The sequence below is a fragment of the Aquimarina sp. AD10 genome (assembly GCF_003443715.1).
Lineage (GTDB): Bacteria > Bacteroidota > Bacteroidia > Flavobacteriales > Flavobacteriaceae > Aquimarina > Aquimarina aggregata.
The window spans coordinates 2983048-3009089 of the sequence record NZ_CP031965.1 but is presented as its reverse complement, the minus strand read 5'-3'; the positions used below and the strand labels follow the sequence as shown (position 1 = coordinate 3009089).

Below are 26042 nucleotides of genomic sequence, written 5' to 3'. Positions count from 1 at the left end.
TAAAATAGTATGAACTAAAAAACACTTTTTATATGATTTTATTGTTTAATTGCGTTTATCTTCTCCCCAAAGCATCTTTTTACGTAAAGTTTTTAGGAAACTATTGTCTTCTAAAACCACCATATTAATTTTGAATGGAGCTTTTTTTATAATTACTGTAGTTTCATTTGGAAGTGTATGAATTCTTGAATCTAGCGATACCAAATATGTGTCTTCTCTTCCCGAAATTTGTAATTTTATCTCTTGGTTATCTGGTATAACTAAAGGGCGTGCATTAAGATTATGTGGCGCTATTGGGGTAAGAACCATACATTCTGCATCGGGCATCATTACTGGGCCACCACAACTTAAAGAGTAACCTGTAGAGCCAGTGGGTGTAGAAACAATCAATCCATCTGCCCAATATGAATTTAAAAATTCATTGTTAAGACTAGTGTGTACTGTTATCATGGATGTAGTATTTCTTCTGCTTACTGCGATTTCATTCATGGCAAAATTCAATACTCCAAATTCTTTATTGATTGGTAAGGTTTCAATAGTAACCAAACTACGAGGAGAGGTGTAAAACTTTTTATTCAGTATTAATTCTATACTGTCATTTATTTCCTCTTTTTGGATTGTTGCTAAAAAACCAAGTCTTCCTGTATTTATTCCGGCAATGGGTATGCCTAAGTCTCTTACATAAGTAATTGTTTTTAATATTGTTCCGTCTCCGCCAATACTAAAAAATAAATCATAAGATGTATCTAATTCTTCAAAAGTGCTAAAGTGAGAATAACTTTTGTCAATATCATCGTGAAGATTGATAAGTTCCAAAAAATTCTTTTCAATAACTACTTCAACATTGTTTTCGTCTAAAGTTTCTAGAAGTTGCTGGATGTATACTCCAGAATTTTTATGATAGAACTGGCCGTATATACCGATCTTCATATGTGTTTGATTTGTGTTAGTTAGTTTTGTAAATAACTTAAATATTTAAGTATTTTTCAAGATACTGAGATCTTTCTTTAAGATTCGTTAAAAAGCTATCTTCATGATGTTTTGAAACAATATTATAACTATATCTTCTAAAAGTCTGTACTATATTATTGATGTCACTATCACTAATTTTCATTGTAATTTGTGCTACATCGTTTTCCATGTTTGAAATAAATAGCCCTAATACTTTTGCATTATTAGATTCGACAATTTGAGCAATTTCACTAAAAGAATAGTCTAAAATACCTTTTTCAACAATCAAAATATTTCCAGGCTCACTTAGAAAAGGAGTTTCATTAAATAGGTTCATAATGTCTCCAAGCTCACAAAAACCTAAATACTGATTATTATCGTCTAAGACAGGCATAATGTTAGAATTATTTTGAGCAAAAGCTTCAAGTATATCAAGCCAATTGCTGTTTTTTCTTACAAAAAAACCTTCAAGAGCATATTGATACGATTGTAATGACTTGTTGGTCTCAAAACATCTTATGTCTGTTTCAGATATACAACCAAGATATATTTTATCTTTTATAACTGGAAAATGCGTATAAGTAAGTTCATTAAACATGAGTTGGGCATCAGTAACTTTGACGGTGATGTCTAATGGTTTTATTTCGTTAACAATGTACAAATTCGTCTTCATATTTTTATAGGGGCTATATTATGCAAAATAATCAAAAATTATACAAACAAGGCATTCTCAAGTTCGTATTTTTGCTTTTTATTAAAAAAACAAGGTCATTATTAAAGACATCAAAAACCATGACAAAGTTAAGTGTTAACGTAAATAAAATTGCAACGCTGCGAAATTCAAGAGGAGGAAATACTCCTAATTTGCTGCAAGTGGCCGAGGATATTCAGAGTTTTGGAGGAGAGGGAATTACGATACATCCTAGACCTGATGAAAGACATATAAGGTATCAAGATGCGTATGATTTAAAACCAGTAGTGTATACAGAATATAATATTGAGGGAAATCCAGTGCCTAAATTTGTAGACTTAGTGTTGGCAGTAAAACCAACTCAAGTAACTTTGGTGCCCGATGCTGAGGATGCGATCACTAGTAATGCAGGTTGGGATACAAAAAAACATAAAAGTTTTTTACAAGAAGTAATTTCCGAATTTAAGCAAAATGGAATTCGAACTTCTATTTTTATTGATCCGGTAAAAGATATGATTGAAGGAGCTGCAGAAACAAATGCGGATAGGATTGAGTTGTATACTGAAGAATTTGCTTCAGAATATACAAAAGGTAATGAAAAGGCAATTATCTCTTATTCAGATAGTGCTCAATTAGCAATAGATCTTGGGTTAGGTGTTAATGCGGGACATGACTTATCATTGGATAATATTAAATTTTTTAGAGATAATATCCCAGGACTTCTTGAAGTTTCAATAGGGCACGCTTTAATTAGTGAATCTATTTATTTGGGGTTAGAGAATGTGGTAAATATGTATTTACATAGACTTAAATAAAGTATACATGAAGTTATATGCTAATGTTTTTGGTGAAGGACAACCTTTTGTTATTCTTCATGGTTTTTTAGGGATGGGTGATAACTGGAAAACACTAGGAAAAAAAATTTCAGAGCAAGGGTTTCAGGTGCATTTAGTAGATCAGCGTAACCATGGCAGAAGTCCACACAGTAGTGATTTTAGTTATGCATATATGGCAGAAGATGTATTGGCATATTGCAATGATAATAATTTAGAAAATATTGTACTTCTGGGGCACTCTATGGGAGGGAAGACTGCCATGTTGTTTGCTGCGCAAAATGCCCACCTTGTAGCTAAACTTATTGTAGCTGATATCGGACCTAAATATTATCCGCTACATCATCAAGATATTTTAGATGGACTAAGCTCTTTAGATTTCGAAATCTTGAATACCAGACAAAAAGTAGATCAAGAGTTAAGTCTTTATGTAAAAGATATTGGAGTTAGAATGTTTTTATTGAAGAATTTATATTGGAAAGATAAGGGGCAATTGGGATTACGTATAAATTTAAAGTCATTAATTGAAAATGCATCCCAAATAGGTGTTGAACTTCCAGAAAAATTCTCGTATCTTAGAGAAGTTCTTTTTTTAAAAGGAGAAAAATCTAATTATATCCTTGAAAACGATAAAGAAAGAATCAAACAACAATTTCCGAATGCCATATTTAAGGAAATTTCTGCTGCGGGTCATTGGTTGCATGCAGAAAATCCAACAGATTTTTTAGTACAAGTATTAGAATTTATCAAAAAATAGATAAAAAATACTATGTATGCATAATATTTTGATGATTTCGTTGGATAATTGGTATTTTCTGCTAAATTTGGAAAATCAATTTTTCAAAATCCTAAAAAACAAAAACAATTCTACTAAATTATGAGAAAACTTTTATTGTTAGTTCTATTCGTTTCGGTGACTGCGGTTACCTATGCCGGTGGATATAGAGTTAGTGTGCAAGGACAGAGGGCTATGGCCATGGGGCACACAGGAGTAGCTGTAGTAAATAGTGCAGAACTTGTATTCTTTAACCCTGCAGGTCTAGTATATTTAGAAAACAAATTGAATGTTAGTGTTGGAGCGAGTGCAATTTTTTCTGATGTTATCTTTCAAAATGAAGAACTTGGAGCTTCTGCCGAAACTGATAATTCTGTAGGAACACCTATTAATTTATATGTCTCTTATAAACTTAATGACTGGATGTCTGTTGGTTTAGGGGTGTATACGCCTTATGGTAGTGAAGTAACTTGGCCAACTGATTGGGCAGGGTCTCACTTGGTAAATAATATAGATTTATCTGCAATTTTTATTCAGCCTACAGTTTCATTTAAGCTTTCAGAATTCTTAAGTATTGGTGGTGGTCCAATTTATGCTTCTGGTTCTGTTAACTTTAATAGAAATGCCAATAGGACTACAACAGACTTAGATGGTAATCGTTCAAACATTACTGTTGATGATTCTGGAGTATCTAATTGGGGATGGACAGTAGGAGCAATGTTTAATTTTAATGACAATTTAAGACTTGGGTTCAACTATCGAAGTGAGATTACTATAGAATCTGAAGATGGTGAAGCTATTTTTGCAAACTTCCCAAATTCACCTGGTGTTCCACCAAATGGAGCTACAGGATTTAAAGCAGAATTACCATTACCTGCAGAATTAACCGTTGGATTATCTTATGAATATGAGAAATGGTTATTCGCATTTGATTATAACAGACAATTCTGGGGTGTTTATGAATCTTTAGATCTTACTTTTGAAAACGGAGCACCTCCGTCAATAAACCCACGTAACTATAAAAATTCTTCAGTATACCGTTTTGGATTACAGTATCAAGCAACAGAAAAAATCGCACTTAGAGCAGGATATTATAGAGATGAGACACCTGTGCAACCAGGATTCTTTGCTCCAGAAACTCCTCGAAATAGTTCTGATGGATTCTCTGGTGGTTTAAGCTTTGCTGTAACATCCAAGTTAGCAATCGATGCTTCTTTCTTTTATTTAAGATTTGAAGAAATTGATGCTTCATATGATTTTGGAACGAACTCTACAGGTGGTACAGAATCTTTTGGAGGAACATACAAATCTGGCGCATTTGCTCCAGGACTTGGTCTAACGTATAAATTATAATACAACAAAACATTGAAGATGATGAAAAACAATATAAAATATTTAGCAATTTTAGCATTAGGTCTAGTTGCTTGTGAGCCAGAGTTTGATAATCCAATCGAAGATGCAGGAACGTATTCAAGCGGCGAGGCTGATTTTAGTACTTATGTAGCACTTGGTAATTCACTTACTGCTGGTTTTGCAGATGGGGCATTATATATAACGGGGCAAGAGAATTCATACCCAAATATCTTATCAAAACAATTTGCTTTTGCTGGTGGGGGTGATTTTACACAGCCATTAATGGATGATAATACTGGTGGTCTTTTGATTCCTGGTACTGATCCTTTAGCAAATAGACTAGTATTAGCATTTGATGCAATGGGTAATCCTGGGCCTTCTCGATTTACAGGTGCAACGCCAACAACGAGTGTGGCAAATGTTTTAACTGGTCCTTTTAATAATATGGGGGTTCCTGGTGCGCGAGTGTATCATTTGGTCTCTGCAGCTGCAGGATATGGAAATATTGCCGGTTTGGCAACTGGTCAGGCAAATCCGTATTTTGTTCGATTTGCTTCTTCACCAACTGCGGCTATTATAGATGACGCCGTAGCACAAAACCCTACTTTTTTTAGTTTATGGATTGGTAATAATGACATTTTAGGATATGCTACTTCTGGTGGAGTTGGTGAAGATCATAATGTAACTGGTAATCTAGACCCAAGTACATATTCAGGAAACGATATTACAAATAATATGGTGTTTGCAGGTGCTTATAATGAACTAGTAACTAAACTTGCTGCTGGTGGAACAAAAGGGGTACTGTTAAATTTGCCTGATGTTACTTCAATACCGTTTTTTACTACTGTACCTAATAATGCTTTAGTTCTTGATGCGGCTACAGCTGCTAGTTTGACTGGCTTTTTTCAAGCAGTTACAGGTATAGTTACTGCACAAGTTGCAGGTACTGGAGCGCCTCTTGCACAAGCCCAAGCGCTTGCATCTCAATATGCTATTACATTTAGCGCTGGTGCAAATCGTTTTTTAATTAAAACAGAAGTTACTCCAACAAATCCATTAGGTTTTAGACAAATGACCGAGCAAGAATTATTATTGCTTACTATAGATAGAGGAGCACTAGCACAAGGTTATGGATCAGTTATGTTGACTCCAGAGGTTTTGCAAGTTTTAGGGATATTACAAGCAGGAGGAACGCCAACCGCAGCACAAGGTGCAATGGTAATTGCTGCAATTAGTGCTATTGATGATAAAGATGCTTTGGATTCTGGAGAACTTGATGCTATTTCAACAGCACGTACTTCGTTTAATGCTACAATAGCTGGATTGGCAGCAGCAAATAATCTTGCACTTTATGATGCAGCTAGTGATTTAGCTCAAGTTGCTGATGGTGGTATTGCAATTAATGGAGGTGTGGTTACTTCTCAGTTCGTTACAGGAGGAGGATTCTCGTTAGATGGAGTGCATCCGTCACCAAGAGGTCACGCTATTGTAACAAATGGTATTTTAGAAGCAATTAAGGAAACGTATGGTGTTAATCTGCCTGCTGTTGATCCTTCAGACTTTGGAACTATTACGCTAAGTAATGAGGTAAACTAGAAATTACTTCATATTAAATATAAACTAAAACCTGCTTTTTATGGCAGGTTTTTTTTATCTTCAATATATCAAAATATATAGACATGAATTTTATCTTAAAATTGATTTTAAGTGCAGTTGCCGTAATTGTATTGGCAAAAATACTTCCAGGAGTGGGAGTTGATAGTTATGTAAGTGCTTTGATTGTAGCTGTAGTGTTAGCGATTCTAAATGCTATAGTAAAACCATTATTGGTTTTTTTAACCTTGCCCGCTACAATAATCACATTAGGGTTGTTTCTTTTAGTTATTAATGCAGCAATAATTTTATTGGCCGATTATTTTATAGATGGATTTAGAGTTAATGGATGGCTTTGGGCACTAATCTTTAGCGTGCTATTGTCTATATTTCAATCTATTCTGCATTCTATTTTAAAGAAAGATAAAAGTTAATCTAATATTTACTGTTTTTCAGAGAGTTAAAAATTTGTTGTGATGTAAAAAAGTATTACTTTTGCAACCCAATTTTTAGTAGTAAAGATAGTAAATCATGAATATTTCAAAAGAGCAAGTAGACGATTTAAATGCTGTGGTAACGGTAGATATCGCTAAAGAAGATTATAGCGAGAAAGTAGATAAAATCCTAATGGATTACCGTAAAAACGCAAACATTCCTGGTTTTAGAAAAGGACACGTTCCTATGGGGCTTGTTAAAAAACAGTATGGAAAAGCCGTTTTGGTAGATGAGGTTAATAAGCTTTTACAAGATGCACTAAACAAATATCTTACAGAAGAAAAGTTAGATGTTTTAGGAAATCCATTACCAAAAGAGCAAGAAAATTTCGATTGGGAAACAGAGAATTATTCTTTTGAATTCGAATTAGGGTTAGCTCCTAAGTTTGAAGTAAAACTTGGCGGTAAGAAAGCAATAACACATTATAAGATTGTTGCAAATGATGAGATGATCGAAAATCAGCTAAAAACTATTCAAAAACAGTATGGGAAACTAGTTCCTAAAGATGTTGCCGAAAAAGAAGATTTAGTTGCAGGAACTTTTGTGAATGAAGAAAAAGAAATTAATAATACAGCTACTGTCGAATTAGAGAAAATTAAAGGTAAAAAGAATCTTGATAAATTCTTAAAAGCGAAAGTTGGTGATACTATTACGCTAAAGACTAAAGGTCTTTTTACAGATGATCATAATTTGATTAATGCTTTAAAAATTAATCAGGATGAAGCTCACGATTTAGATATTGAAGTTTCTTTTACTGTTTCAGAAATTAATACACAAGAACTTGCAGATTTAGATCAGGAGTTGTTTGATAAATTATACGGACCAGGAGTTATTACATCTGTTACGGATTTAAAAGCTAAGATTAAAGAGGATGCAGAAAAGCAATTTGTGCAACAATCTGATCAACAATTGCTTAATGCTATTACTGAACACACTTTAGAGAATACAAATTTTGAATTACCAGTAGAGTTTTTGCAAAAATGGATTCGTGCTACAGGTGAACAACCTTTAACTGAAGATGAAGCTAAAGATGAGTATGAAAAAAGTGAAAAAGGGTTACGTTATCAACTTATAGAAGGTAAGATTATCAATGATAACAACCTACAAGTTACTTTTGAAGAATTGAAAGATTTTGCTAAAGACTTAATAAAAGGTCAAATGGCTCAATTTGGACAAAATTCTCCAGAAGAAAAAGAGTTAGAAGATATTGCTGCAAGAATTTTATCGAATCAAGATGAGGTAAAGAGAATGTCTGAGCAATTGATGAGTCAAAAACTACTTAATTTTTATAAAGAGAACGCTAAATTGAAAACCAAAGAGGTGACCTTTGATGAATTTATAAAAGAAGTTTACAAATAATAAATCTTGCTATTTAGTAAGGAATTTATACTTATATTTAGGGCGCTAAACCGATCTTGGTTTATCGCCCTTTTTTATCAATAAAAATTTCAGAAATAGAAATATGGATTACGGAAAAGAATTCGAAAAATACGCTACAAAAGAGCATGGTATTAACAGTAATTACTATGGTCAGATAATTAGCAGTATGTATCCAACAGGTATGACTCCTAATATTATAGAAGAACGTCAAATGAATATTGCTATTTTTGATGTCTTCTCAAGACTAATGATGGATCGTATTATATTTTTAGGAACAGGAATTAATGATCAGGTTGCTAACATCGTTCAGGCGCAACTTTTGTTCTTAGAAAGTGTAGATGCTACAAAAGATATTCAGATTTATATTAACTCTCCTGGAGGAAGTGTATACGCAGGTCTTGGAATTTATGATACAATGCAATTTATAAAACCTGATGTTGCGACAATATGTACTGGAATGGCTGCATCAATGGGAGCAGTTTTATTATGTGCAGGTCAAAAAGGAAAGCGTTCGGGATTGCCACATAGTCGTGTGATGATTCACCAACCGTTAGGAGGAGCACAGGGACAAGCAAGTGATATCGAAATCACAGCGCGTGAAATTTTAATCCTTAAAGAAGAATTATACAATATCATCGCTAAGCACTCTGGGCAAACCTATGATAAAGTATACGAAGATAGTGATAGAGATTATTGGATGAAAGCTGATAAAGCTCTTGAGTATGGAATGATTGACGAAATTTTAACTAGAGAATGATAAATTTCTTGTTGCAAGTAGAGGTGTTTTGAGCCTCTAATTGTTATATAAGTATAAAACATGAAATTTTATTGGAATAGAAACTAAATAACTATGGCCAAAGAAGATTTAGAATGCTCTTTTTGTGGGAGAAAAAAACCTGAAACAAATCTGTTAATAGCGGGATTAGATGCCCATATCTGCGATAGATGTATTGTTCAGGCTCATGGGATTGTTGTAGAAGAAGCAAAAGATGAAGAGACTGGAGAGCTGAGTAGTGAACTTATGTTGCGAAAGCCTAAAGCTATTAAGAAGTTTCTTGATGAATATGTGATCGGACAAGAATTTACCAAGAAGATAATGTCGGTGGCAGTTTATAATCACTATAAGAGATTACTGCAACCCCAATCCGAAGATGATATTGAGATTCAAAAAAGTAATATCATCATGGTAGGGCAAACGGGAACAGGTAAAACCTTAATGGCAAAGACAATTGCTAAAATGCTTAATGTTCCTTTAGCTATTGTAGATGCTACTGTGCTTACCGAAGCAGGATATGTTGGAGAAGATGTAGAAAGTATATTGACTAGATTATTGCAAGCAGCAGATTATAATCTTGAAAAAGCACAAAGAGGAATTGTATTTATTGATGAGATAGATAAGATTGCTCGTAAAAGTGATAATCCTAGTATTACAAGAGATGTTTCTGGAGAAGGCGTGCAGCAGGCGCTTTTAAAATTACTCGAAGGTACTGTAGTTAACGTTCCGCCAAAAGGTGGTCGTAAACATCCAGATCAAAAATTTATAGAAGTAAATACAGAAAATATTCTTTTTATAGCAGGTGGGGCGTTTGATGGGATCGAAAAAATGATTCAGAAACGATTAAACATGCAAGCCGTAGGGTATAGTGCTTCTAAAAGTGAAGATAATATAGAGAAGGATAACTTGTTACAATATATTATTCCTAGTGATTTAAAAGATTTTGGGTTGATACCTGAAATCATTGGTAGATTGCCTGTACTTTCTTATATGAACCCTTTAGATGCAGAAACCTTAAGATCTATACTAACAGCGCCTAAAAATGCAATAATAAAACAATACAAGAAGTTGTTTGAGATGGATAATATTGCATTCTCAATTACAGAAGGTGCGTTAGAATATATCGTTGAAAAAGCAATGGAGTATAAGTTAGGTGCTCGTGGTCTTAGATCATTGTGTGAGGCTATCTTAACTGACGCTATGTACGAGCTACCAGAAAGCGAAGAAACCGATTTCAGAGTAACTAAAGACTACGCAGAAAAGAAATTGAATAAGTCGACCATTAAGAAGCTTAAAGCGGTTTCTTAAATTGAGATATAAAAATTAATTAGAAAAGCTCTGAATCATATGATTCAGAGCTTTTTTGAATATTTACCTTATGCTCTAACAAAAGACAACACCTTTATGGTAATTTCATAAAGGTGTTGTCTTTGGTTGGCATTTGTTGAAGGATAAATATTTTTAGTCAGAATATGAAATTCTATCTTTTCTATTATTTATAATATCTTCTGTATTTTTTAAAACTAATTTTTCGCTATCCTTAAGCTCGATATCAAAATTGTTTTGTCGTATTAAAGCTTCGTAAAATGTCACTTTAGAAATTTCACTGTAACACGTCATGTTTTGTGAGCTGTATATTAATTCTGAGGCCTCTAGAGTTTCTGTACTATTGTCGACTTGTGAAGTACTAATTTGTTTACTTTTATCATCTGTATTAACAGTAGTGTTGGTTTCTTGAGCACTAACGGCTGTAATCGTAAATAATAAAGCAAATAATAGTATAGTAGTTTTCATATCTTAGGGCTTAATGAGTTTGTAACTATCTGTGAACAAATTTAATATGAAAAATAGAAGGTTTAAAATGATTTTTAATTTTTTAGATTAAACGCTTTTTTTGGACGATGAAATACCAGATTTTTTGTTAAAAATTACAATTCGTACATACAATTTTTACGGAAAAACCGTAATTATTTTTGTTTTTGAATAGCTTTTTTAGCGAAAAACGTCAGATTTTGAAAACTAGAGACTTAGGGTTATCTCTTTTATGAAGAAAAAGATTTTATTGTATTTAACTGGAGTAGTTCATCAACATATGTTCGTTTGTTTGATAATCTAGGTATTTTATGTTGCCCCCCAAGTTTGTTATTCTTTTTTAACCAATCATAGAATAATCCTTTTCTTGCTAGTCTAATTTGAAGAATATTTAATGTAGTGTCATTGTAACGTTTAGCTTCATAGTCGCTATTAACATGTTGCAGATTTTGATCGAGAATATGTGTAAATTCTTTAAGACTATCAGGTTGCTTTTTAAATTCAATGATCCATTCATGAGCACCTTTTTCTTTGTCTTTCATGAAGATTGGTGCAACGGTATACTCTACAATTTCACAATTCGTTGTTTTTGCTGTTTTTCGCAAAGCTTCTTCTGTATTTTCTATGATAAGTTCTTCACCAAATACATTGATATGATGTTTGGTTCTTCCTGATACCTTTATTCTATAAGGGTTTACCGAGGTAAAACGAACAGTATCTCCTATTTTATATCTCCATAACCCTGCATTCGTAGTTATTATTACGGCATAATTTTGGCCAATTTCTACTTCACTCAGAGGAATTACTTTTTCATTTTCATTTCCGTAGGTGTCCATTGGGATAAATTCATAAAAAATCCCATAATCAAGCATTAATAATAGTTCTGATGAGTCATTACGATCCTGAATAGCAAAAAAACCTTCAGAAGCATTATAAATTTCATAATATTTAAAAGAATCTCCAGGAAGGATTTTGCTGTATTGATCTCTGTAAGGATCAAAATTTACACCTCCATGAAAATATACTTCTAAGTTGTTCCATATTTCAAATAGACTTTCGTTTCCTGTGGTTTCCAGAACTTGGTTTAATAAAACTAACATCCAAGATGGAACTCCTGCCAGACTGGTAACATTTTCTTGAATCGTTTCTTGCACAATAGCTTTCATTTTAAACTCCCAATCGCTCATTAATGAGACTTCGCTACTTGGCGTAGAACTAAAATCGGCCCAAAAAGGCATATTGTCTATTATTATCGCAGATAGATCACCAAAAGATGTTCCGTTTTCTTTGTACAACTCTTTACTACCTCCTAAACGAAGACTTTTACCTGTAAATAGTAGTGAATCTTCATTATTATTTAAGTACATGCATAATAAATCTTTACCTGCTGCAAAATGACAGTCTTCAAGGGATTCATCACTAACCGGAATAAATTTACTTTTAGCACTGGTTGTACCACTTGATTTAGCAAACCACTTGATAGGTGTGGGCCAAAAAACATTATTTTCGCCTAATCGACTTCTTTCTATCATTGATTCATAATCTTCATAAGACCGAACAGGAATTCTTTCAGAAAATGTTTTATAATTATTAATTGAAGCAAAATCATACGTCTTGCCAAATTCTGTGTTTTTAGCCTTTTCTAGCAATGTATGCAGTAGTTCGAGCTGAACTTCATTCGGGTATTTAAGAAAAAGTTCCATTTGATGAAATCTCTTTTTTAAGAACCAGGTGGCAATAGAATTAACTAATGGAATTGGCATTTTTTGATGTATCTTTAGGCAGTAATTAAGGTTAATTTGTTGTGATTGTTGTCAACTAAAATAATAAAAATAATTACATTCTCTATATACGATTAATATATATCAAAAATTTATGCAATATCAAGGAGTCCTTACTAAAATGCAAACAGAACATGAAAACCCTATCCAATATTATCTAGTTTTCGAGGATGATTTTATTCATGTAAACCAACTATTGGACAAAAAAGTTACTATTGCATTTGAGAAATATCAATGTCTTGCTTGTGGTGAAAATAAAAAGATATTTAGACAAGGATATTGCTATGATGATTTTTATAATCAGCCGCAAGTAGGGGACTGGGTGATGCGTCCAGAATTAAGTACTGCACATCTGGGTGTAGAAGATAGAGATTTAGAATTTGAGAAAAAAGCACAATTACAACCTCATATTGTTTATTTGGCAAACTCTAGCAATGTAAAAGTTGGGGTAACCAGAAAGTCGCAAGTTCCTACGCGATGGATAGATCAAGGAGCGCATGAGGCTATCGAAATTGTAGAAGTTCCTAATCGATATCTAGCAGGTATTACAGAAGTTGCCTTAAAAGAACATGTTGCTGATAAAACTAATTGGAGAACGATGCTTAAAAACGAAATTGTTGATGAAGATCTGATTGAGTTTAAAAATAAGCTTAGAGATTTTATTCCTGATGAAGTCAAGGAATATTTTGTTGAAAATCAAAAAGAGACAGAAATTAAGTTCCCTGTATTGCAATATCCAGAAAAACTAAAAAGTCTTAACTTGGAAAAAACACCTGAGTTTTCTGGAGTTTTAAAAGGAATAAAAGGTCAGTATCTTATTTTTGAAGATAATACAGTATTTAATGTAAGAAATAATGAAGGTCTCGTTGTGCAGCTAACAATTGTTTAATTGTATTAGGCTATAGCAAATTTTATACTTTGAAAAACAGATAAGGTAATTAATGCTATGCCAATGATTTTATGTAGTTTAGTTTTTGAACCTTCCTGTTTCTTAGCCATTTTATTTCCCCATTTACCATAAAAGTAAAGCGTGCCTATTTTTCCTAAATAAATACCAGAAAAAAATAAAAAAAGAGATGGTATTGGATTATGAGCTGTAAGTTCAAAAAGATATTTGTTGGTGAACGAAATAGCTAACATCCAATATATGATTACAGGAGGATTCAATATTGCTAAAGAAAATCCTGTAAGAAATTTTGATTTTGTCAATTTGATTTTAGGACGTTTCTTTGTGCTGTCTGTTTTGTTTGCTCGAATCATAAAATAGATACCTATTAAAAAGAAAAGTGCAATAAAGGTAACCTGAATCCATTTATTTTCTTGAAAGAAGTTTGAAACTTGTACGCTACAATGTAATGCAAATAGCGCCAATACTACTTCGCCGATGCCAGCTGCAAGTGCAATATAAGATGCATGTTTAATATCCTCTTTGATAGAGGTGTTTATCACAGCGATGTTAACTGCTCCAAGGGGTATCGCCCCGATTACAGCCACTAGAGTTCCTAATAAAAGATATAACAGTATCATACTCTCTTAGTAGTGTTAAGAGTAATTATCTTACAAATTATTTATGTGTTTATAAATAATAAAGGAGTGGCAATTGCCACTCCTGTTATCCCTAAGTAAAATTAAACACGTTATTAAATTTATTTTCTAGAAACTTCCGTTGCTACCAATTCTCATTTTTTTGATGACTTCTTCATAATAAAGAATTGTCCAAATGATTTTGCCTGTATCGGCATACGGTACCAACTCTTCTATAGCTTTTTTTGTAGTTACTAGGTTTTTGGTTGTACTTTCTTTGTTGCTTTTAAGTATCTTAACATGACGAGAATCCTCTTTAATACCTATGTCCTTTAATCGTACTCCAGCTTCGTTAGTAAGAGATAATAAAGGAAGTATGGTCATGATTTCTTCAACTCGATCTTGGTATAAGGCTATGAGTTCACCTTTTTTTAAGGCTTCTAAATCTCCAATGGTATGAAATTTATTTATTTGCTTGCTAGGAGTGAAAAATACTGCATCATTTATGCTTTGTGCAAAAACAGAATTTATAATTAAGATAAAAATGATGCTTATAGTTATTTTATGCATAGTTAGTATTAAGTAGTAAATATAAAATGATGAATGTTTTATTATTGCATTACCATGTAGGTATTCATAGATTGTTTTAGGTTAAATTTTGGTACTACATTATTTTGAGGATCCGCAAACAAGTCTTTTACGTTAACAAAGTCTTTTGTGAATCTATTGTATTTAAGTATATCAAGTGATTCTTTTTTTAGTAATTGGTTTGTAACACTAACACCTTCGGCATGAATATTAAAGAAGCTATTATCCATCATGAATGATTTCTGGATTAAAGGTAAAGATGTGTATGATTTGTCAAATTGCACCACGTCAGAAAATCCGGATATTTTAGAGTTATGAATATAAGTCAACGCAGCATTAGAGGCAGATATAGCAGCACTAGTATGTTGATAGTTTGTTTTGTCTGATAGGTTTACTAGTGTAGCGTTAGTAATAGTGATATCTGTTACTTGATTAGGTCTGTTATAACCTAAATTTTTATTGTATCCATCAACCTCTATTGCATATGAGCCTTCGGGACTTGTGATGTATGGGTGACGTATAGCCATTATATTATCTAAGTTTCCTTTAAACCCTTCAGATAACTGATAATCATCTTCCTGAGCTTTTAATGAAATAAGGTTTTGAACATTATTTTTTCCTCCACGGAAATTAAATGAATCTTGACCAGAGTAGCTTACCATAACATTGTCAATAATAGATGAAGATCCAATACCGTATAATGATAATCCGTTAGAACCTTTTCTTCTTTTAGACGTATTTCCTGCAAACTCGATTCTTACGTGACTAAATATAGTTGTTTCTTCGTCTTGTTGATTTCCGCCGTATACAGAAAACTGCGGATTAAAATTACCTTCGATTACTCCGTTTCCGGAAGTGGTGTTAAGTTTTCCTGATCCAGCAATAAGAATTCCTCCCCAATCACCACTATTTCTTGATTTTGGACTCTTATTAGATGTAAATACGATCGGATAAGCTTTAGATCCTAACGCAATCAATTTAGAGCCTTTGGTAACTATTAGATTAGCAGGGTTTTCATGATCACATCTTATTATAGTACCTTCTTGTATTGTGAGTGTAACACCATTGGTAACATAAACATCACCAGACATAAGGTAAACTATATCATTTCTAAGATAAGTGTGATTGGCAATGATGTTTGGTAATTTCTCTTCAGCTTCTGGATAATCGGTTTTGTTGGGTGAAAAATTAGTCCAACCTTTAGTCCATTTATCACTGTCTTCATTAAAGTCTTGAGCTGTACTTGTGTACGAAGTTAGTAGTAATGTAAAAGCTGTAAGTAGAAAACATCTTTTTTTCATGATAATTTATTTTGGGGTTAATTTTTTTTGGAGGAAATTTCTTTCTACCAATTTTGGGACTACTAAGATATATGAGTTTTAGGAAATGTGGTTACGTGTTTACCGTAAACTTTGTACGTTTGTCGTTTAATTAACAGAAATTAGTAAATCATTATGAGTAAAATTCCTACGTATTTAGTTTCTATCTAGTTGATTGCCAAAAATTTATATTTTGTTTATTTATTTTGCAAACTAGTTAAACAAAATATGTTTTGAATCGTGAAATGAGTAAAATTAGGGGGATTTCCCCCTAATTTTTATGTCTTTTTACTCGTTTTTGAAGTATGGGATGTTCTATGTAAGTAGAAAAAAAAGGATAAAAGATGATTTGTTGATGAAATCTGGTGATTAAAATATAACTAAGAGGTGAGTTAAATATATTTAAAAAAGTCGATAAAAAACATACCTATATCCATAGGGATAAGTGTGGGTTATTCAGGTTTTTTATTTAAAGTTGAATTGATGTTTAACTATCGACCTAAGCGCATTTTTTTGATCACTTCTTCAAAGTATAAGATGGACCAGATAATATCGTCTGTATCAGAATATGGTACTAGCTTTTTAATAGTGTTTTCAGTATATTCAAATGCTCTGTCCGCAATTTCAATATTTTTTTCTACCACTTTAACATGATCAGAATCTGCTTGAATTCCTAAATCTTGTAAGCTTGTTCCTGGTTTATTTGTCAAAGATAAATAAGGAATTACAATAAATATTTCGCGAGTTCTCTCTAGATATAACTTTATAAGATCTCCTTTGTTTAAATCTTGTAGCTCATCGATTGTATGAAACCTACTTACGAGCTTGTCAGCTTTATAAAGAATAGCTGGATTTTTTCTGGATTGAGCAGTTAATGTACTAAGGCTCGAAATTAGTAATAATAATAGTATTAGTTTTTTCATTAGATTGGTTTATTAAGTTGTTGTGTAATTGCAAAATTACTGAATAACCATATAATTATTTATAGAATTTTTCAACGAAAATTGTGGATTACTTTTATCTAAAGGATCACTAAATAATTCTTCTGGATTTTTAAAAGTTTTAGTAAAACGATTGTACTTGAGTAGATTAAAAGTGCTATTAGTGATGTCGTTTTCAGTAATAACGCCGTCTCTATGGATGTTAAAAAAGCTATTGTCCATCTTAAACCCTTTGTCAATCATTTTTAAGGTTGAAAAAGATTTATCCAATCGAACCACATCTGAAAAACCTGAGATATTAGAGTTGTTTATGTAAAGTTCTGCAAGATTTCTAATCGATATTGCCGATCTAGAATGTGTATAGTTTGTTTGATCTGTTAACGTTATTAAAGTAGCTCCTGTAATATCTACACTTGTAAGTTCTTGAGAATTTTTAAAACCAACTTTGCTATCATAACCATCGATCTCGATGGCAAAAGATCCATTTTTGCTTGTAATATATGGATGTTTAATGGCTAAAATGTTGACGAGTTCTCCTTTATACCCTTTAGTGAAATCAAAATCATCATCGTTAGATTTAAGAGATATTAAGTTTTTTGCTGGTGATTTACCTGAATGCCATTCAAAAGAATCATCGGCAGAATAGCTCACCATTATATTTTCTATAATAGATTGACTTCCTAAAGCGTATAATGAAAGGCCATTGGTAGACTTTCCTGCGTACTCTATTCGTATGTATCTTAAAATTGTAGTCTCTTCATCTTCTTTTTCTCCACCAAATGCTGTGTACTTTGGATCGAAATCTCCTTTTATAGTTCCTTCTCCTTCTATTAAATTAGAATTTCCTGAACCTATTATTGTTATTCCACCCCAATCTCCATTATTTCTTGAATATGCAGATTTACTTGATGTAAAAACAATTGGATATGCTTTACTGCCATTTGCAATTAGTTTTGCACCTCTCGTAACTACAAGATTTGCTGGGTTTTCAGCATCTCCTCTTAAAACAGTACCTTCCTGTATTGTTAAAGTAGCATTGTTGGTTACGTATATATCACCAGACATTAAATAAACGAAGTCATTTCTTAAATACGTGTCTTCTGATATTATATTAGGTAATGTTTTATCGTGATCTAGATATGTAGTTTTGTTAGGTTGAAAGTTTGTCCATCCTCTAACCCATTTCATGTTTGGATCAAAGCTATCGCTTTGTGCTAATCCAGAGAATACAATTGCCAAAAATAGTATTACGGTAGTTATGTATCTTGTTTTCATAATATAATCCTTTTAATGATGGTTTTAAGAAAGTTGACTTGTCAATAGAGTATTGTTAGAATCAATTTCAACTTTTTGTTTGATTGCTAAAGTCTATTGTTAAGTCGAGCGTTAAGGATTAAGATTACAAAATCAGATAATTATTAACATATTTTTTGGTTAATTAATAAAAGTAAAAGGAGTCCTATGGGTACTTAAAACACAAAAGATCAGTAATTTTACTGATCTTTTGTGTTTCTGTTTAAAAGTTTCCATTAGGACCAATTCGTATTTTTTTTATGACATCTTCAAAATATAAAATCGCCCAAATAATTTTTTCGGTATCGGCATAGGGTATGAGTTCAGAAACCAGTTCGGTGTTGCTTTCTGAAGCTTTTATAGAAACCTCATGATGTTTGTCAAGAATTTTTAGGTGATTAGAGTCTTCTTTAATTCCGATATCTGCCAGTTTAACACCAGATTCATTTGTTAAAGCAAGATATGGTATTACGGTTGTTATTTCATTTACTCGTTTGGTATATAGTGAAATAAGTTCTCCTTTCTTTAAATTTTCAAGTTCATCTATGGTGTGAAATTTTCCAATTAAATTTTCTTGATCAAAAAAAACATTTTTTACTGATTGGCCATGGCTTAAATTTAATGATAGTATAGTAATAATCGTGATGCCAAATAATTTCATTATTGTAATTGTTTATTAATAAATAGTGTTGCTTGATTTATTGCATGACAGTATAGGTGTCAGAATCCTTTATAGTAAATTTAGGATGCTTTCGATGAAATGGATCTACAAATACATTATCCACAGCTTGAAAATGCTTAGTATACATATTGTATTTTAATAACTGATCGATATTTCCTATAGTAGCAAATTGAGACTTAGCAATGACTGTAGGGCCATGTACATTAAAGATACTGTTTTCGAGTAAGAATTTATTTTCTAAATCTGTATAGGATGTATATGAGGTGTCAAATAGAACCACATTAGCAAAACCAGATATTCTTGATTGTGTTACATTTAGTTTTGCCATGTTTTTAGAAGAAATGGCGGCAGTAGTGAATTTATAATTACTTATATCTGATAAGTTTATTAATGTTGCATTTTTAATGTGAATTTCGGATAATATTCTTGTTGCATCCAATCCACTTTTTGGGTCATATCCATCGGCTTCTATAGCATAGGACCCACTACTATCACTTATATATGGGTGTCGAATAGCTAAAATGTTGTCTAACATACCAGTATATCCTAGTGTGAAATCATAATCATCATCTTTGGCCTTAAATGAAATCAAGTTATTCATATTTGCAGAACCCCCAAAAACCTCAAAAGAATCATCTGCAGAGTAACTTATCATTATATGATGAAGTATTGAGTTTTTTCCTAAAGCATAAAGTGATAAACCATTTAGTTCTTTAGATTGATTGATTTTTTTTCCTGCATATTCAATCCTAACATAGGACATTTCTGTGGTGTTTTCATCTTCTCTTGAACCGCCATATTCAGCATATTGAGCTAAAAAATTGCCTTCTACTGTTTTTGATGTTGCGGCATTTACTTTACCAGATCCAATAACTATTATACCGCCCCAATCTCCAGGATTTCGAGATCTTTTAGTGTTGTTAGAGGTAAAAACTATAGGTAAGGTTTTGGATCCTTTTGCAATTAATCTAGAGCCTTTGGTTACAACAAGACTAGAAGCATCTTCGGTATCACATCTAATAATAGTTCCTTCTTGAATAGTTAAGGTAGCATTGTCGGTGATATATACATTTCCAGACATTAAGTAAACTACATCATTGCTTAAATAAGAATCAGTATTAATAATGTTTGGGAGTTTTTCTTCTGCTTCAGGATAGTCTTCGTGATTAGGATCAAAATTGGTCCAACCTTTCATCCATTTCATCTGATCGTCATAAGATTTTGTTTGTGAGAACGACAAAATAGTAAACAAAAAGATTGTAAAATTTACAATATTTAATTTCATAGCCAGGGGATTTAATTTTGACTTTGTAAAATCCCTAACCTAGTTTTAGTAAATATATTGCGACTAAAAAATAATAGTTTTTAACAAAATTAACTTAATTGTAGGAAACTACTTTATTGGTGTAATTAAGCTGCTGAAAAACCATAAAACATTGCAAGTGTTAGTTAATTTTTAGATTTGGTAGAATCTTTTTTCTTTTTCTTACTACCTAGAATACCTCCTAAAATACTTTTTGCCGTATTCTTTAAGGCGTCTTCGGTGTTGTTAGGTGAATCTGTTTTTGTAGAATCTTTTTTCTTTTTAGTTCCGCCTAATAAATCGGTAATAGCTTTTTGACCTTTGCCTACTAACTCGTCTTTTACTTTGGCTTTTTGCTTATTTACTATTTGTTGAGTAAGTTGTTTTACTGCTTGACCAGTATTTAAATTGATTTTAGGATTTGTGAAATTTCCTGAAATACCTACAGGCAAGCCAACAGTAACTGAGTTAGCTTCTTTTTCATTAAGTTGAGACATTAAACTACCTACTTCGCTCCCTAAATATTTGGCAGGAACGTCTAAAGTAAGATTGTAATCCATACTTTGATCAAAACTATGGCTACCTCCGGCAGTAATCTTAATACCTTGTACATCAAAATTAAAAGGTTTTACATTGATTTTACCATCGTCAAAACTTAAATTGGTTTTAATATCTTTAAGATTCAACTTGTCGAGTTCAACAAAATTAAGTTGATTGTCTAATTTAGAAAGTAGCGGTGTTTTTCCAGTTCTTACCTGTGCATTTAGGATTTCTGCAAGCGCTTTCCCTTTTAAAGAAGTAAGGACAGGCGTGAGGTTATCATTTAGTTTGCCATTAAGATTTATTTGTGTTGTAAGATTACCTGTTAATGCCTTGGCAATAGGCGCTAGACCTTTTACAAGTTCTAAATTCTCGAATGACTTCACAATGTCTATTTTACTTAAATCTAAGGCCATGTCAAAAGTTGGAGTTTCAGATTTAGTAGATACATTCCCATTAAATGCGATGCCTCCGTCAAAAATATTAGACGTCACATTTTGAAGATACGCAGTCTCGTCTTTTATTTTTACTGTTCCTTTAGCATTTTCCAAAACCAAATTATCATATAGCACTTTTTTACTATCAAAGTTTAAAGTAGCATCCAGAAAAGAAGGTATTTTCATAGTTTCTTCTTCATTTGTAGCTTCTGTATCTGTTGTTTGCCCTTCTGATTCCTCCTCACTAACCATAAAGTCACTTACAGCAAAGACATTAGAGTTAACATCAAAATTTCCCTTTAGATCCTGTTTTGCAAACAAAAACCCCATGAGATTAGTAATAGTTCCTTTTGCAGCTAAATCCGATTTACCCGTTGTAACCTGCAGTTCATCTAATGAAATAGTTCCTGGATTAAAACTGACGTTAGCTTTATTAATGCTAATCTCATTGGGCAATTCCTCAGAGGCATATGTAAAATTTGAAATACTTGCTGTTCCCGAGCTTTTAACATTTTGGTATTGTTCTTTTTCTAGAGATAGCATATCAAAATGAGTTTTGATGTCGGCATTTAGAATACCATTTAATTGTTCTTCAAGTTGTAAGGGATATGCTTGATTAAGATTAGCGAGGTTTAAGGTTCCTTTGAGTGCCATATCAATAATCATATTTTTAGTAAGGTTTTTTAGATACCCCTTTGCTGCAAATGAATCTTGATCTATTTTAAAGGTTAGGTTACCAATATTTACATACGTATCATCTACTAACCCTGTTTCATTTTTAATTTTTGTATCAATATTAATATTTTTAACAGCTTTAGGTAAGTCAGGGTATTTAAAAGATGCGTTATGCGAGACGATACTAATATCCATCGTAGGAATATGCGTGTCATCAGACTTCCCTTTTACTACGCCAGCAATTGAGAAATCCCCGCTTGTCTGAACTCCATCAAGATTTTTAGCATAAGTTTCAGGGATTACAGCTAGAAAATTTTTAAAATCTGAAGTAGGAGTCTTAAAACTAAGATCGACTTCAGTATATTTTTCAAATAATTGAACAAAACCAGTAAACTCTAATGGTAATCGATTAATCAGTCCTTTGTTTTCCCTAAACGTATATCGTTGATTTTTTAGATCTAATTCTATTTTGGCATCAAGTTGTAGTTTGTTTTTGTTGAGGTATTTAGTGTCATCAAGACCAAAAGATGCTTCTGTGATTGTATTTGTATTTAAAATAACGTTGTCGCCAGATACCGATCCATCACCGGTATGATTAAGTCCAGTCATTTCTAGTAGCATTTTACTTACATCATCTTGATATAAAATTCTACTATTGTTTATTTCATAATGCTCTAAGGCAAAAGTAAAACCATCTTCATTTTCTGTTTCTATTGGGTCTTCTGGAGTTACGTTATCTGATTTTGTAATATCTATGTTTGAATTTCCGATTGAATCTGTCTTAACAGCTATCAGAGCTTCATCTATAATAATTTTTTGTACACTAATAGCTTCAGAAGCATCTTTGAAAAGCTCGTTTATAGACATGTCTAACGCTATTTTTTTTGAGTATGCTAACGTGTCTCCTTCGAAAGGAGCGTAGTTGATTACAGAAAGTTCGTCAATTACTACAGATGCATTAGGGAAACTTCTTAATAGACTAATATCAACATTTGCAAAATCAACTTTTGCGTTTACATGTTCATTTACTAAATACCGAACTTTATCCTGAATGGTCCCTTTAAATAGAAAAGGGATAGAAATAATTGTGATGATTAACAACAGTATAACAATACCAAGAATTTTGAGGGCTTTTTTCATGACTTTATTTTATGAGAATAAGACTTCTTATGTAAAGAAACTGCATACAAAGATACTATGTTGCTTTAGATACGTTAACTATTTGTTAGATTTTAAATTTCTAAAGATAACTCGCCTCCTTCTTTCAGCTTAAAGCGCTTTCTGAACAAATGAACAAATAGGTATAAAATAGGTGTGTCAAGAGCCGCTACGAGAACCTTAAATAGAAAACCATTGAGTAATAAAAAACCAAAACGATCCCATTCGATTATACCTGCAAAACATAGTAATAGTAATACCGTAAATGTGTCGATAAATTGAGAGGAAAATGTAGAAAAATTATTACGAATCCATAAATGTTTGCCTTTAGTAGTTCGTTTCCAAAAATGAAAGATTTGGATATCAATATATTGAGCAAAAAGATACGCCATCATAGATGCAAAAACAGCAATTACAGTGGCTCCAAAAACACTGTCAAATATTTCGTCATTTATAGGTGACCATGATGTAGCAGGAACAGCCGATGATACTGATACAATTAGTAATGAAAAAAAAGAAGCAAATATCCCTGCGGTGACAACTTGATTGGCTTTGCGTTTTCCAAAAATTTCACTAATAATATCAGTAATTAAAAAAGTTATAGGATAAGGAAGAATACCTACCGAAATTTCAAAAGTATATATGCCAAAAAAATCCCAATGAAAAAACTTTTGAAAAATTAAATTGGAAACTACTAATGATGAAATAAAAAGCGAAGCGAGAATAAGATAAATTCGATATGCTGCTTGTTTGTCCTTAAGATTAAGTGAAGTTTCTTTCAAAATAGAATAGTTGATAATACTTCACAAAAAAATAAGGTGAAGTGATTTTGTTTTGCTTAATTTGCTTCTAAAATAAGGAGTTCTTGCCAGAATATAAATATCCAACCTTGAAAATAGCACATCAAATACATATTTCATTAGGAAGTAATATGGGAAATCGCTTAGATTTCATCCAGAAAGCAGCCAATGAAATTTATAATACGATTGGGGATATAGTTTCTATCTCTAATGTTTATCAAACACCCGCATGGGGTTTTAGTAGTGATGATTTTTATAATGCATGTATTTGCGTAGAGACATTTTATACAACCACAAAGGTTTTAGATAAACTTATGGCTATCGAAACTTTTTTAGGTAGAAATAGAAATAATATAGATGGATATGAACCAAGAACAATTGATCTTGATATTATTCTCTCTTCTGAAGGGTGTATTGATACACCAAATCTAATAGTTCCTCATTCTTCAATGCAAGATCGAAAATTTGTTTTACAACCTCTTGTTGATATCGCAAAAGACAAAGAACATCCTGTATTTAAAAAATCTATAGAACAGTTACTTTTTGATACATCTGATACCTCTGAAATTTTAAGATTGAATGAAAAAATTAAGAATCCTAAAGAGGCGTATCGGTTATCTCAATTTCAATACCTTACTGTTGAAGGTAATATAGGTGCTGGTAAAACAAGTTTGGCTAAACTAATTGCAAGCGAATTTAATGCAAAACTTGTCTTGGAACGCTTTGCAGATAATCCGTTTTTACCTAAATTTTATGAGGATATGGAGCGATACGCATTTCCTTTAGAGATGTCTTTTCTTGCAGATCGTTATCAGAGAATGCAAGATGATATTGCACAATTTGACTTGTTTACAGATTTTGTGGTAAGTGATTACGATGTTTTTAAATCATTAATTTTTGCTAAAGTTACACTGCAAGAAGAAGAGTTTAAATTGTATAAAAAAGTTTTTGATCTCATGTATGTTAATCTTCCAAAACCAGGACTATACGTGTATTTATATCAAAATACAGAACGTCTTCTCGAAAACATTAAGAAAAGAGGAAGAGCCTATGAGCAAAAAATACCCTCTGAATACTTAGACAAAATAAACAAAGGATACTTGCAGTTTATAAAATCCCAATCAGAACTTAAAGTTAAGATTATAGATGTATCAACGTTAGACTTTATTGCTAATCGTACCGATTATATCTCAATTTTAAGTGAAATTTCTAAGGTTTCTTAATTTAGATTATTAAATAAAAAATCGCGAATTTCTGTATTACAAGTAGGGCATCTAAATATGATATCATGTCCTGCACCTTGAACAGCGTTTAGTTTATTTGTAATACTCTCCGCATCTGCTTTTCTATGAATTGGTCCAGAACCTTTTAACCCAGTACCAGTACCTTCAAAAGCTACTGTGGCATCATTGGTGCCATGTATGCTATAGACAATAGGGTCTTCTTTTTGTATAAAATCAGTACTTATAATAGCGCCAGAAATATTGATGACACCTTTAACCTCTGATGAAAATCCAGGGTTTCCACTATCTCCTTCAAATCCACCATTAGCATCAAATAATGGGGAAAGGAAAGGATTAACAGTTTGTATTTCTTCTTTTGAGTTTATGTATCCAACATGTAATGCTGTAATAGCCCCAGCAGAGTACCCTCCTACAAAAACATTGTCTACATCTATTTTATAGGTATTGTTTTCTGCATTGTCTTTTCTGAAGTACCTAACCGCTGCTCTCATATCACTTATAGCTTGGATGGTACCTACTGTACTGGTATTTGCGTTTACATTAATGTCTATAAGTCTATATGAAATTAGTCCAACGACATAACCCGATTTGCTCAACATTTGTGCTAACCCCAGGTTTTTAAATTGATCTTTAGAGCCGTTTATAAAACTACCACCATGCGCAAGAATAACTAAAGGGCGTTTTGTTTCGGTATCACCTTTAGGTGTATAAATATCCATATCAAGATCTTTTGTTACTCCTCCTTGGGTAGTGTTGTTACCATAAATTACAGTAGCAACTTCAAAATCAGTAAATACCTCTTTATTGTAACGATCCGGATCAGTATTTGTATCACCAGTAGTACCGGTTGTTCCAGTATTACCTGTATTCCCAGTCGTACCAGTAGTTCCTGTGCTTCCTGTATTTCCGGTTGTTCCAGTGGTGCCGGTTGTACCTGTGTTTCCTGTATTTCCGGTTGTACCAGTGGTGCCAGTTGTACCTGTGTTTCCAGTGTCACCTCCATCAATAGGTGTATTAGACTCATCATTAGAGCAAAATGAAAGCGTAATTAAACAAAGTAAAAGTAAGGTGATCTTCTTAAGCATGATATCTAATTTGT

24 protein-coding genes are annotated in these 26042 nt (G+C 32.4%); 10 read left to right on the top strand and 14 right to left on the bottom strand.

Annotation, left to right across the window (positions count from 1 at the left end; all coding sequences use genetic code 11):
• Positions 1 to 45: 45 nt before the first annotated feature.
• Together D1816_RS12585 and D1816_RS12580 are read right to left on the bottom strand one after the other, a co-directional pair.
• Positions 46 to 930, bottom strand: a complete 885-nt coding sequence (locus tag D1816_RS12585; protein ID WP_118503264.1) for an NAD kinase — start codon at positions 928 to 930, stop codon at positions 46 to 48.
• A 37-nt stretch (positions 931 to 967) separates the two neighbouring features.
• Positions 968 to 1624, bottom strand: a complete 657-nt coding sequence (locus D1816_RS12580; RefSeq protein WP_066317200.1) for a CBS domain-containing protein — start codon at positions 1622 to 1624, stop codon at positions 968 to 970.
• A 119-nt stretch (positions 1625 to 1743) separates the two neighbouring features.
• Here D1816_RS12580 and D1816_RS12575 point away from each other — a divergent pair, with 119 nt between their 5' ends.
• The 8 genes from D1816_RS12575 to clpX all read left to right on the top strand — a co-directional run bounded on the left by D1816_RS12575 (position 1744) and on the right by clpX (position 10154).
• Positions 1744 to 2457, top strand: a complete 714-nt coding sequence (locus tag D1816_RS12575; RefSeq protein WP_118506255.1) for a pyridoxine 5'-phosphate synthase — start codon at positions 1744 to 1746, stop codon at positions 2455 to 2457.
• 7 nt (positions 2458 to 2464) lie between these two features.
• Positions 2465 to 3232, top strand: coding sequence for an alpha/beta fold hydrolase (locus D1816_RS12570; protein ID WP_066317190.1), 768 nt, complete (start codon positions 2465 to 2467; stop codon positions 3230 to 3232).
• 120 nt (positions 3233 to 3352) lie between these two features.
• Entirely contained in the window at positions 3353 to 4603 is a 1251-nt protein-coding gene (locus D1816_RS12565; protein ID WP_066317189.1) for an OmpP1/FadL family transporter, read from the top strand.
• A gap of 21 nt (positions 4604 to 4624) precedes the next feature.
• Positions 4625 to 6199, top strand: coding sequence for an SGNH/GDSL hydrolase family protein (locus D1816_RS12560; protein ID WP_118503262.1), 1575 nt, complete (start codon positions 4625 to 4627; stop codon positions 6197 to 6199).
• Positions 6200 to 6282: 83 nt separating this feature from the next.
• Positions 6283 to 6630, top strand: coding sequence for a phage holin family protein (locus D1816_RS12555; protein ID WP_066317171.1), 348 nt, complete (start codon positions 6283 to 6285; stop codon positions 6628 to 6630).
• A gap of 97 nt (positions 6631 to 6727) precedes the next feature.
• Positions 6728 to 8050, top strand: coding sequence for a trigger factor (tig, locus tag D1816_RS12550; RefSeq protein ID WP_066317162.1), 1323 nt, complete (start codon positions 6728 to 6730; stop codon positions 8048 to 8050).
• A gap of 103 nt (positions 8051 to 8153) precedes the next feature.
• Positions 8154 to 8828 carry an ATP-dependent Clp endopeptidase proteolytic subunit ClpP gene (gene clpP / locus D1816_RS12545; RefSeq protein WP_066317160.1) on the top strand — a complete coding sequence of 225 codons (675 nt, stop codon included), beginning with the start codon at positions 8154 to 8156 and terminating at the stop codon, positions 8826 to 8828.
• Between the two features lie 93 nt (positions 8829 to 8921).
• Positions 8922 to 10154 carry an ATP-dependent Clp protease ATP-binding subunit ClpX gene (gene clpX, locus D1816_RS12540; RefSeq protein WP_066317158.1) on the top strand — a complete coding sequence of 411 codons (1233 nt, stop codon included), beginning with the start codon at positions 8922 to 8924 and terminating at the stop codon, positions 10152 to 10154.
• Between the two features lie 153 nt (positions 10155 to 10307).
• Here clpX and D1816_RS12535 read toward each other — a convergent pair whose 3' ends face one another.
• Positions 10308 to 10640, bottom strand: coding sequence for a hypothetical protein (locus tag D1816_RS12535; protein WP_118503260.1), 333 nt, complete (start codon positions 10638 to 10640; stop codon positions 10308 to 10310).
• A 248-nt stretch (positions 10641 to 10888) separates the two neighbouring features.
• Entirely contained in the window at positions 10889 to 12421 is a 1533-nt protein-coding gene (locus tag D1816_RS12530; protein ID WP_118503258.1) for a GH3 auxin-responsive promoter family protein, read from the bottom strand.
• Between the two features lie 112 nt (positions 12422 to 12533).
• Between D1816_RS12530 and D1816_RS12525 the strand changes: the two genes are divergently transcribed.
• Complete coding sequence (locus D1816_RS12525; protein ID WP_118503256.1) at positions 12534 to 13328, top strand: DUF2797 domain-containing protein; 795 nt, start codon at positions 12534 to 12536, stop codon at positions 13326 to 13328.
• Between the two features lie 5 nt (positions 13329 to 13333).
• Here the strand turns inward: D1816_RS12525 and D1816_RS12520 are convergent, their stop codons facing one another.
• The 9 genes from D1816_RS12520 to D1816_RS12480 form a co-directional block, all read right to left on the bottom strand.
• Entirely contained in the window at positions 13334 to 13966 is a 633-nt protein-coding gene (locus D1816_RS12520) for a LysE family transporter (protein WP_118503254.1), read from the bottom strand.
• Between the two features lie 126 nt (positions 13967 to 14092).
• Positions 14093 to 14533, bottom strand: a complete 441-nt coding sequence (locus tag D1816_RS12515; RefSeq protein ID WP_118503252.1) for a hypothetical protein — start codon at positions 14531 to 14533, stop codon at positions 14093 to 14095.
• Positions 14534 to 14574: 41 nt separating this feature from the next.
• The gene (locus D1816_RS12510; protein ID WP_066317144.1) at positions 14575 to 15852 is read right to left on the bottom strand and encodes a hypothetical protein; all 1278 of its coding nucleotides are present in this window, start codon (positions 15850 to 15852) and stop codon (positions 14575 to 14577) included.
• Between the two features lie 509 nt (positions 15853 to 16361).
• Positions 16362 to 16793 carry a hypothetical protein gene (locus D1816_RS12505; protein ID WP_066317142.1) on the bottom strand — a complete coding sequence of 144 codons (432 nt, stop codon included), beginning with the start codon at positions 16791 to 16793 and terminating at the stop codon, positions 16362 to 16364.
• A gap of 36 nt (positions 16794 to 16829) precedes the next feature.
• Complete coding sequence (locus D1816_RS12500) at positions 16830 to 18086, bottom strand: hypothetical protein (protein WP_118503250.1); 1257 nt, start codon at positions 18084 to 18086, stop codon at positions 16830 to 16832.
• Positions 18087 to 18327: 241 nt separating this feature from the next.
• Positions 18328 to 18765, bottom strand: a complete 438-nt coding sequence (locus D1816_RS12495; protein WP_066317138.1) for a hypothetical protein — start codon at positions 18763 to 18765, stop codon at positions 18328 to 18330.
• A gap of 37 nt (positions 18766 to 18802) precedes the next feature.
• Positions 18803 to 20071, bottom strand: a complete 1269-nt coding sequence (locus D1816_RS12490; RefSeq protein ID WP_118503248.1) for a hypothetical protein — start codon at positions 20069 to 20071, stop codon at positions 18803 to 18805.
• 164 nt (positions 20072 to 20235) lie between these two features.
• Positions 20236 to 22881: an AsmA-like C-terminal region-containing protein gene (locus D1816_RS12485; protein ID WP_118503246.1), complete on the bottom strand. Its 2646-nt coding sequence runs from the start codon at positions 22879 to 22881 to the stop codon at positions 20236 to 20238.
• Positions 22882 to 22973: 92 nt separating this feature from the next.
• Positions 22974 to 23681: a queuosine precursor transporter gene (locus D1816_RS12480; RefSeq protein ID WP_066317128.1), complete on the bottom strand. Its 708-nt coding sequence runs from the start codon at positions 23679 to 23681 to the stop codon at positions 22974 to 22976.
• 83 nt (positions 23682 to 23764) lie between these two features.
• Between D1816_RS12480 and folK the strand changes: the two genes are divergently transcribed.
• Complete coding sequence (folK, locus tag D1816_RS12475; protein ID WP_255421919.1) at positions 23765 to 24922, top strand: 2-amino-4-hydroxy-6-hydroxymethyldihydropteridine diphosphokinase; 1158 nt, start codon at positions 23765 to 23767, stop codon at positions 24920 to 24922.
• Here the strand turns inward: folK and D1816_RS12470 are convergent.
• Positions 24919 to 26028, bottom strand: coding sequence for an alpha/beta hydrolase (locus D1816_RS12470; RefSeq protein WP_118503243.1), 1110 nt, complete (start codon positions 26026 to 26028; stop codon positions 24919 to 24921). The two genes, folK and D1816_RS12470, sit on opposite strands and share 4 nt — an antisense overlap.
• Between the last annotated feature and the right edge of the window lie 14 nt (positions 26029 to 26042).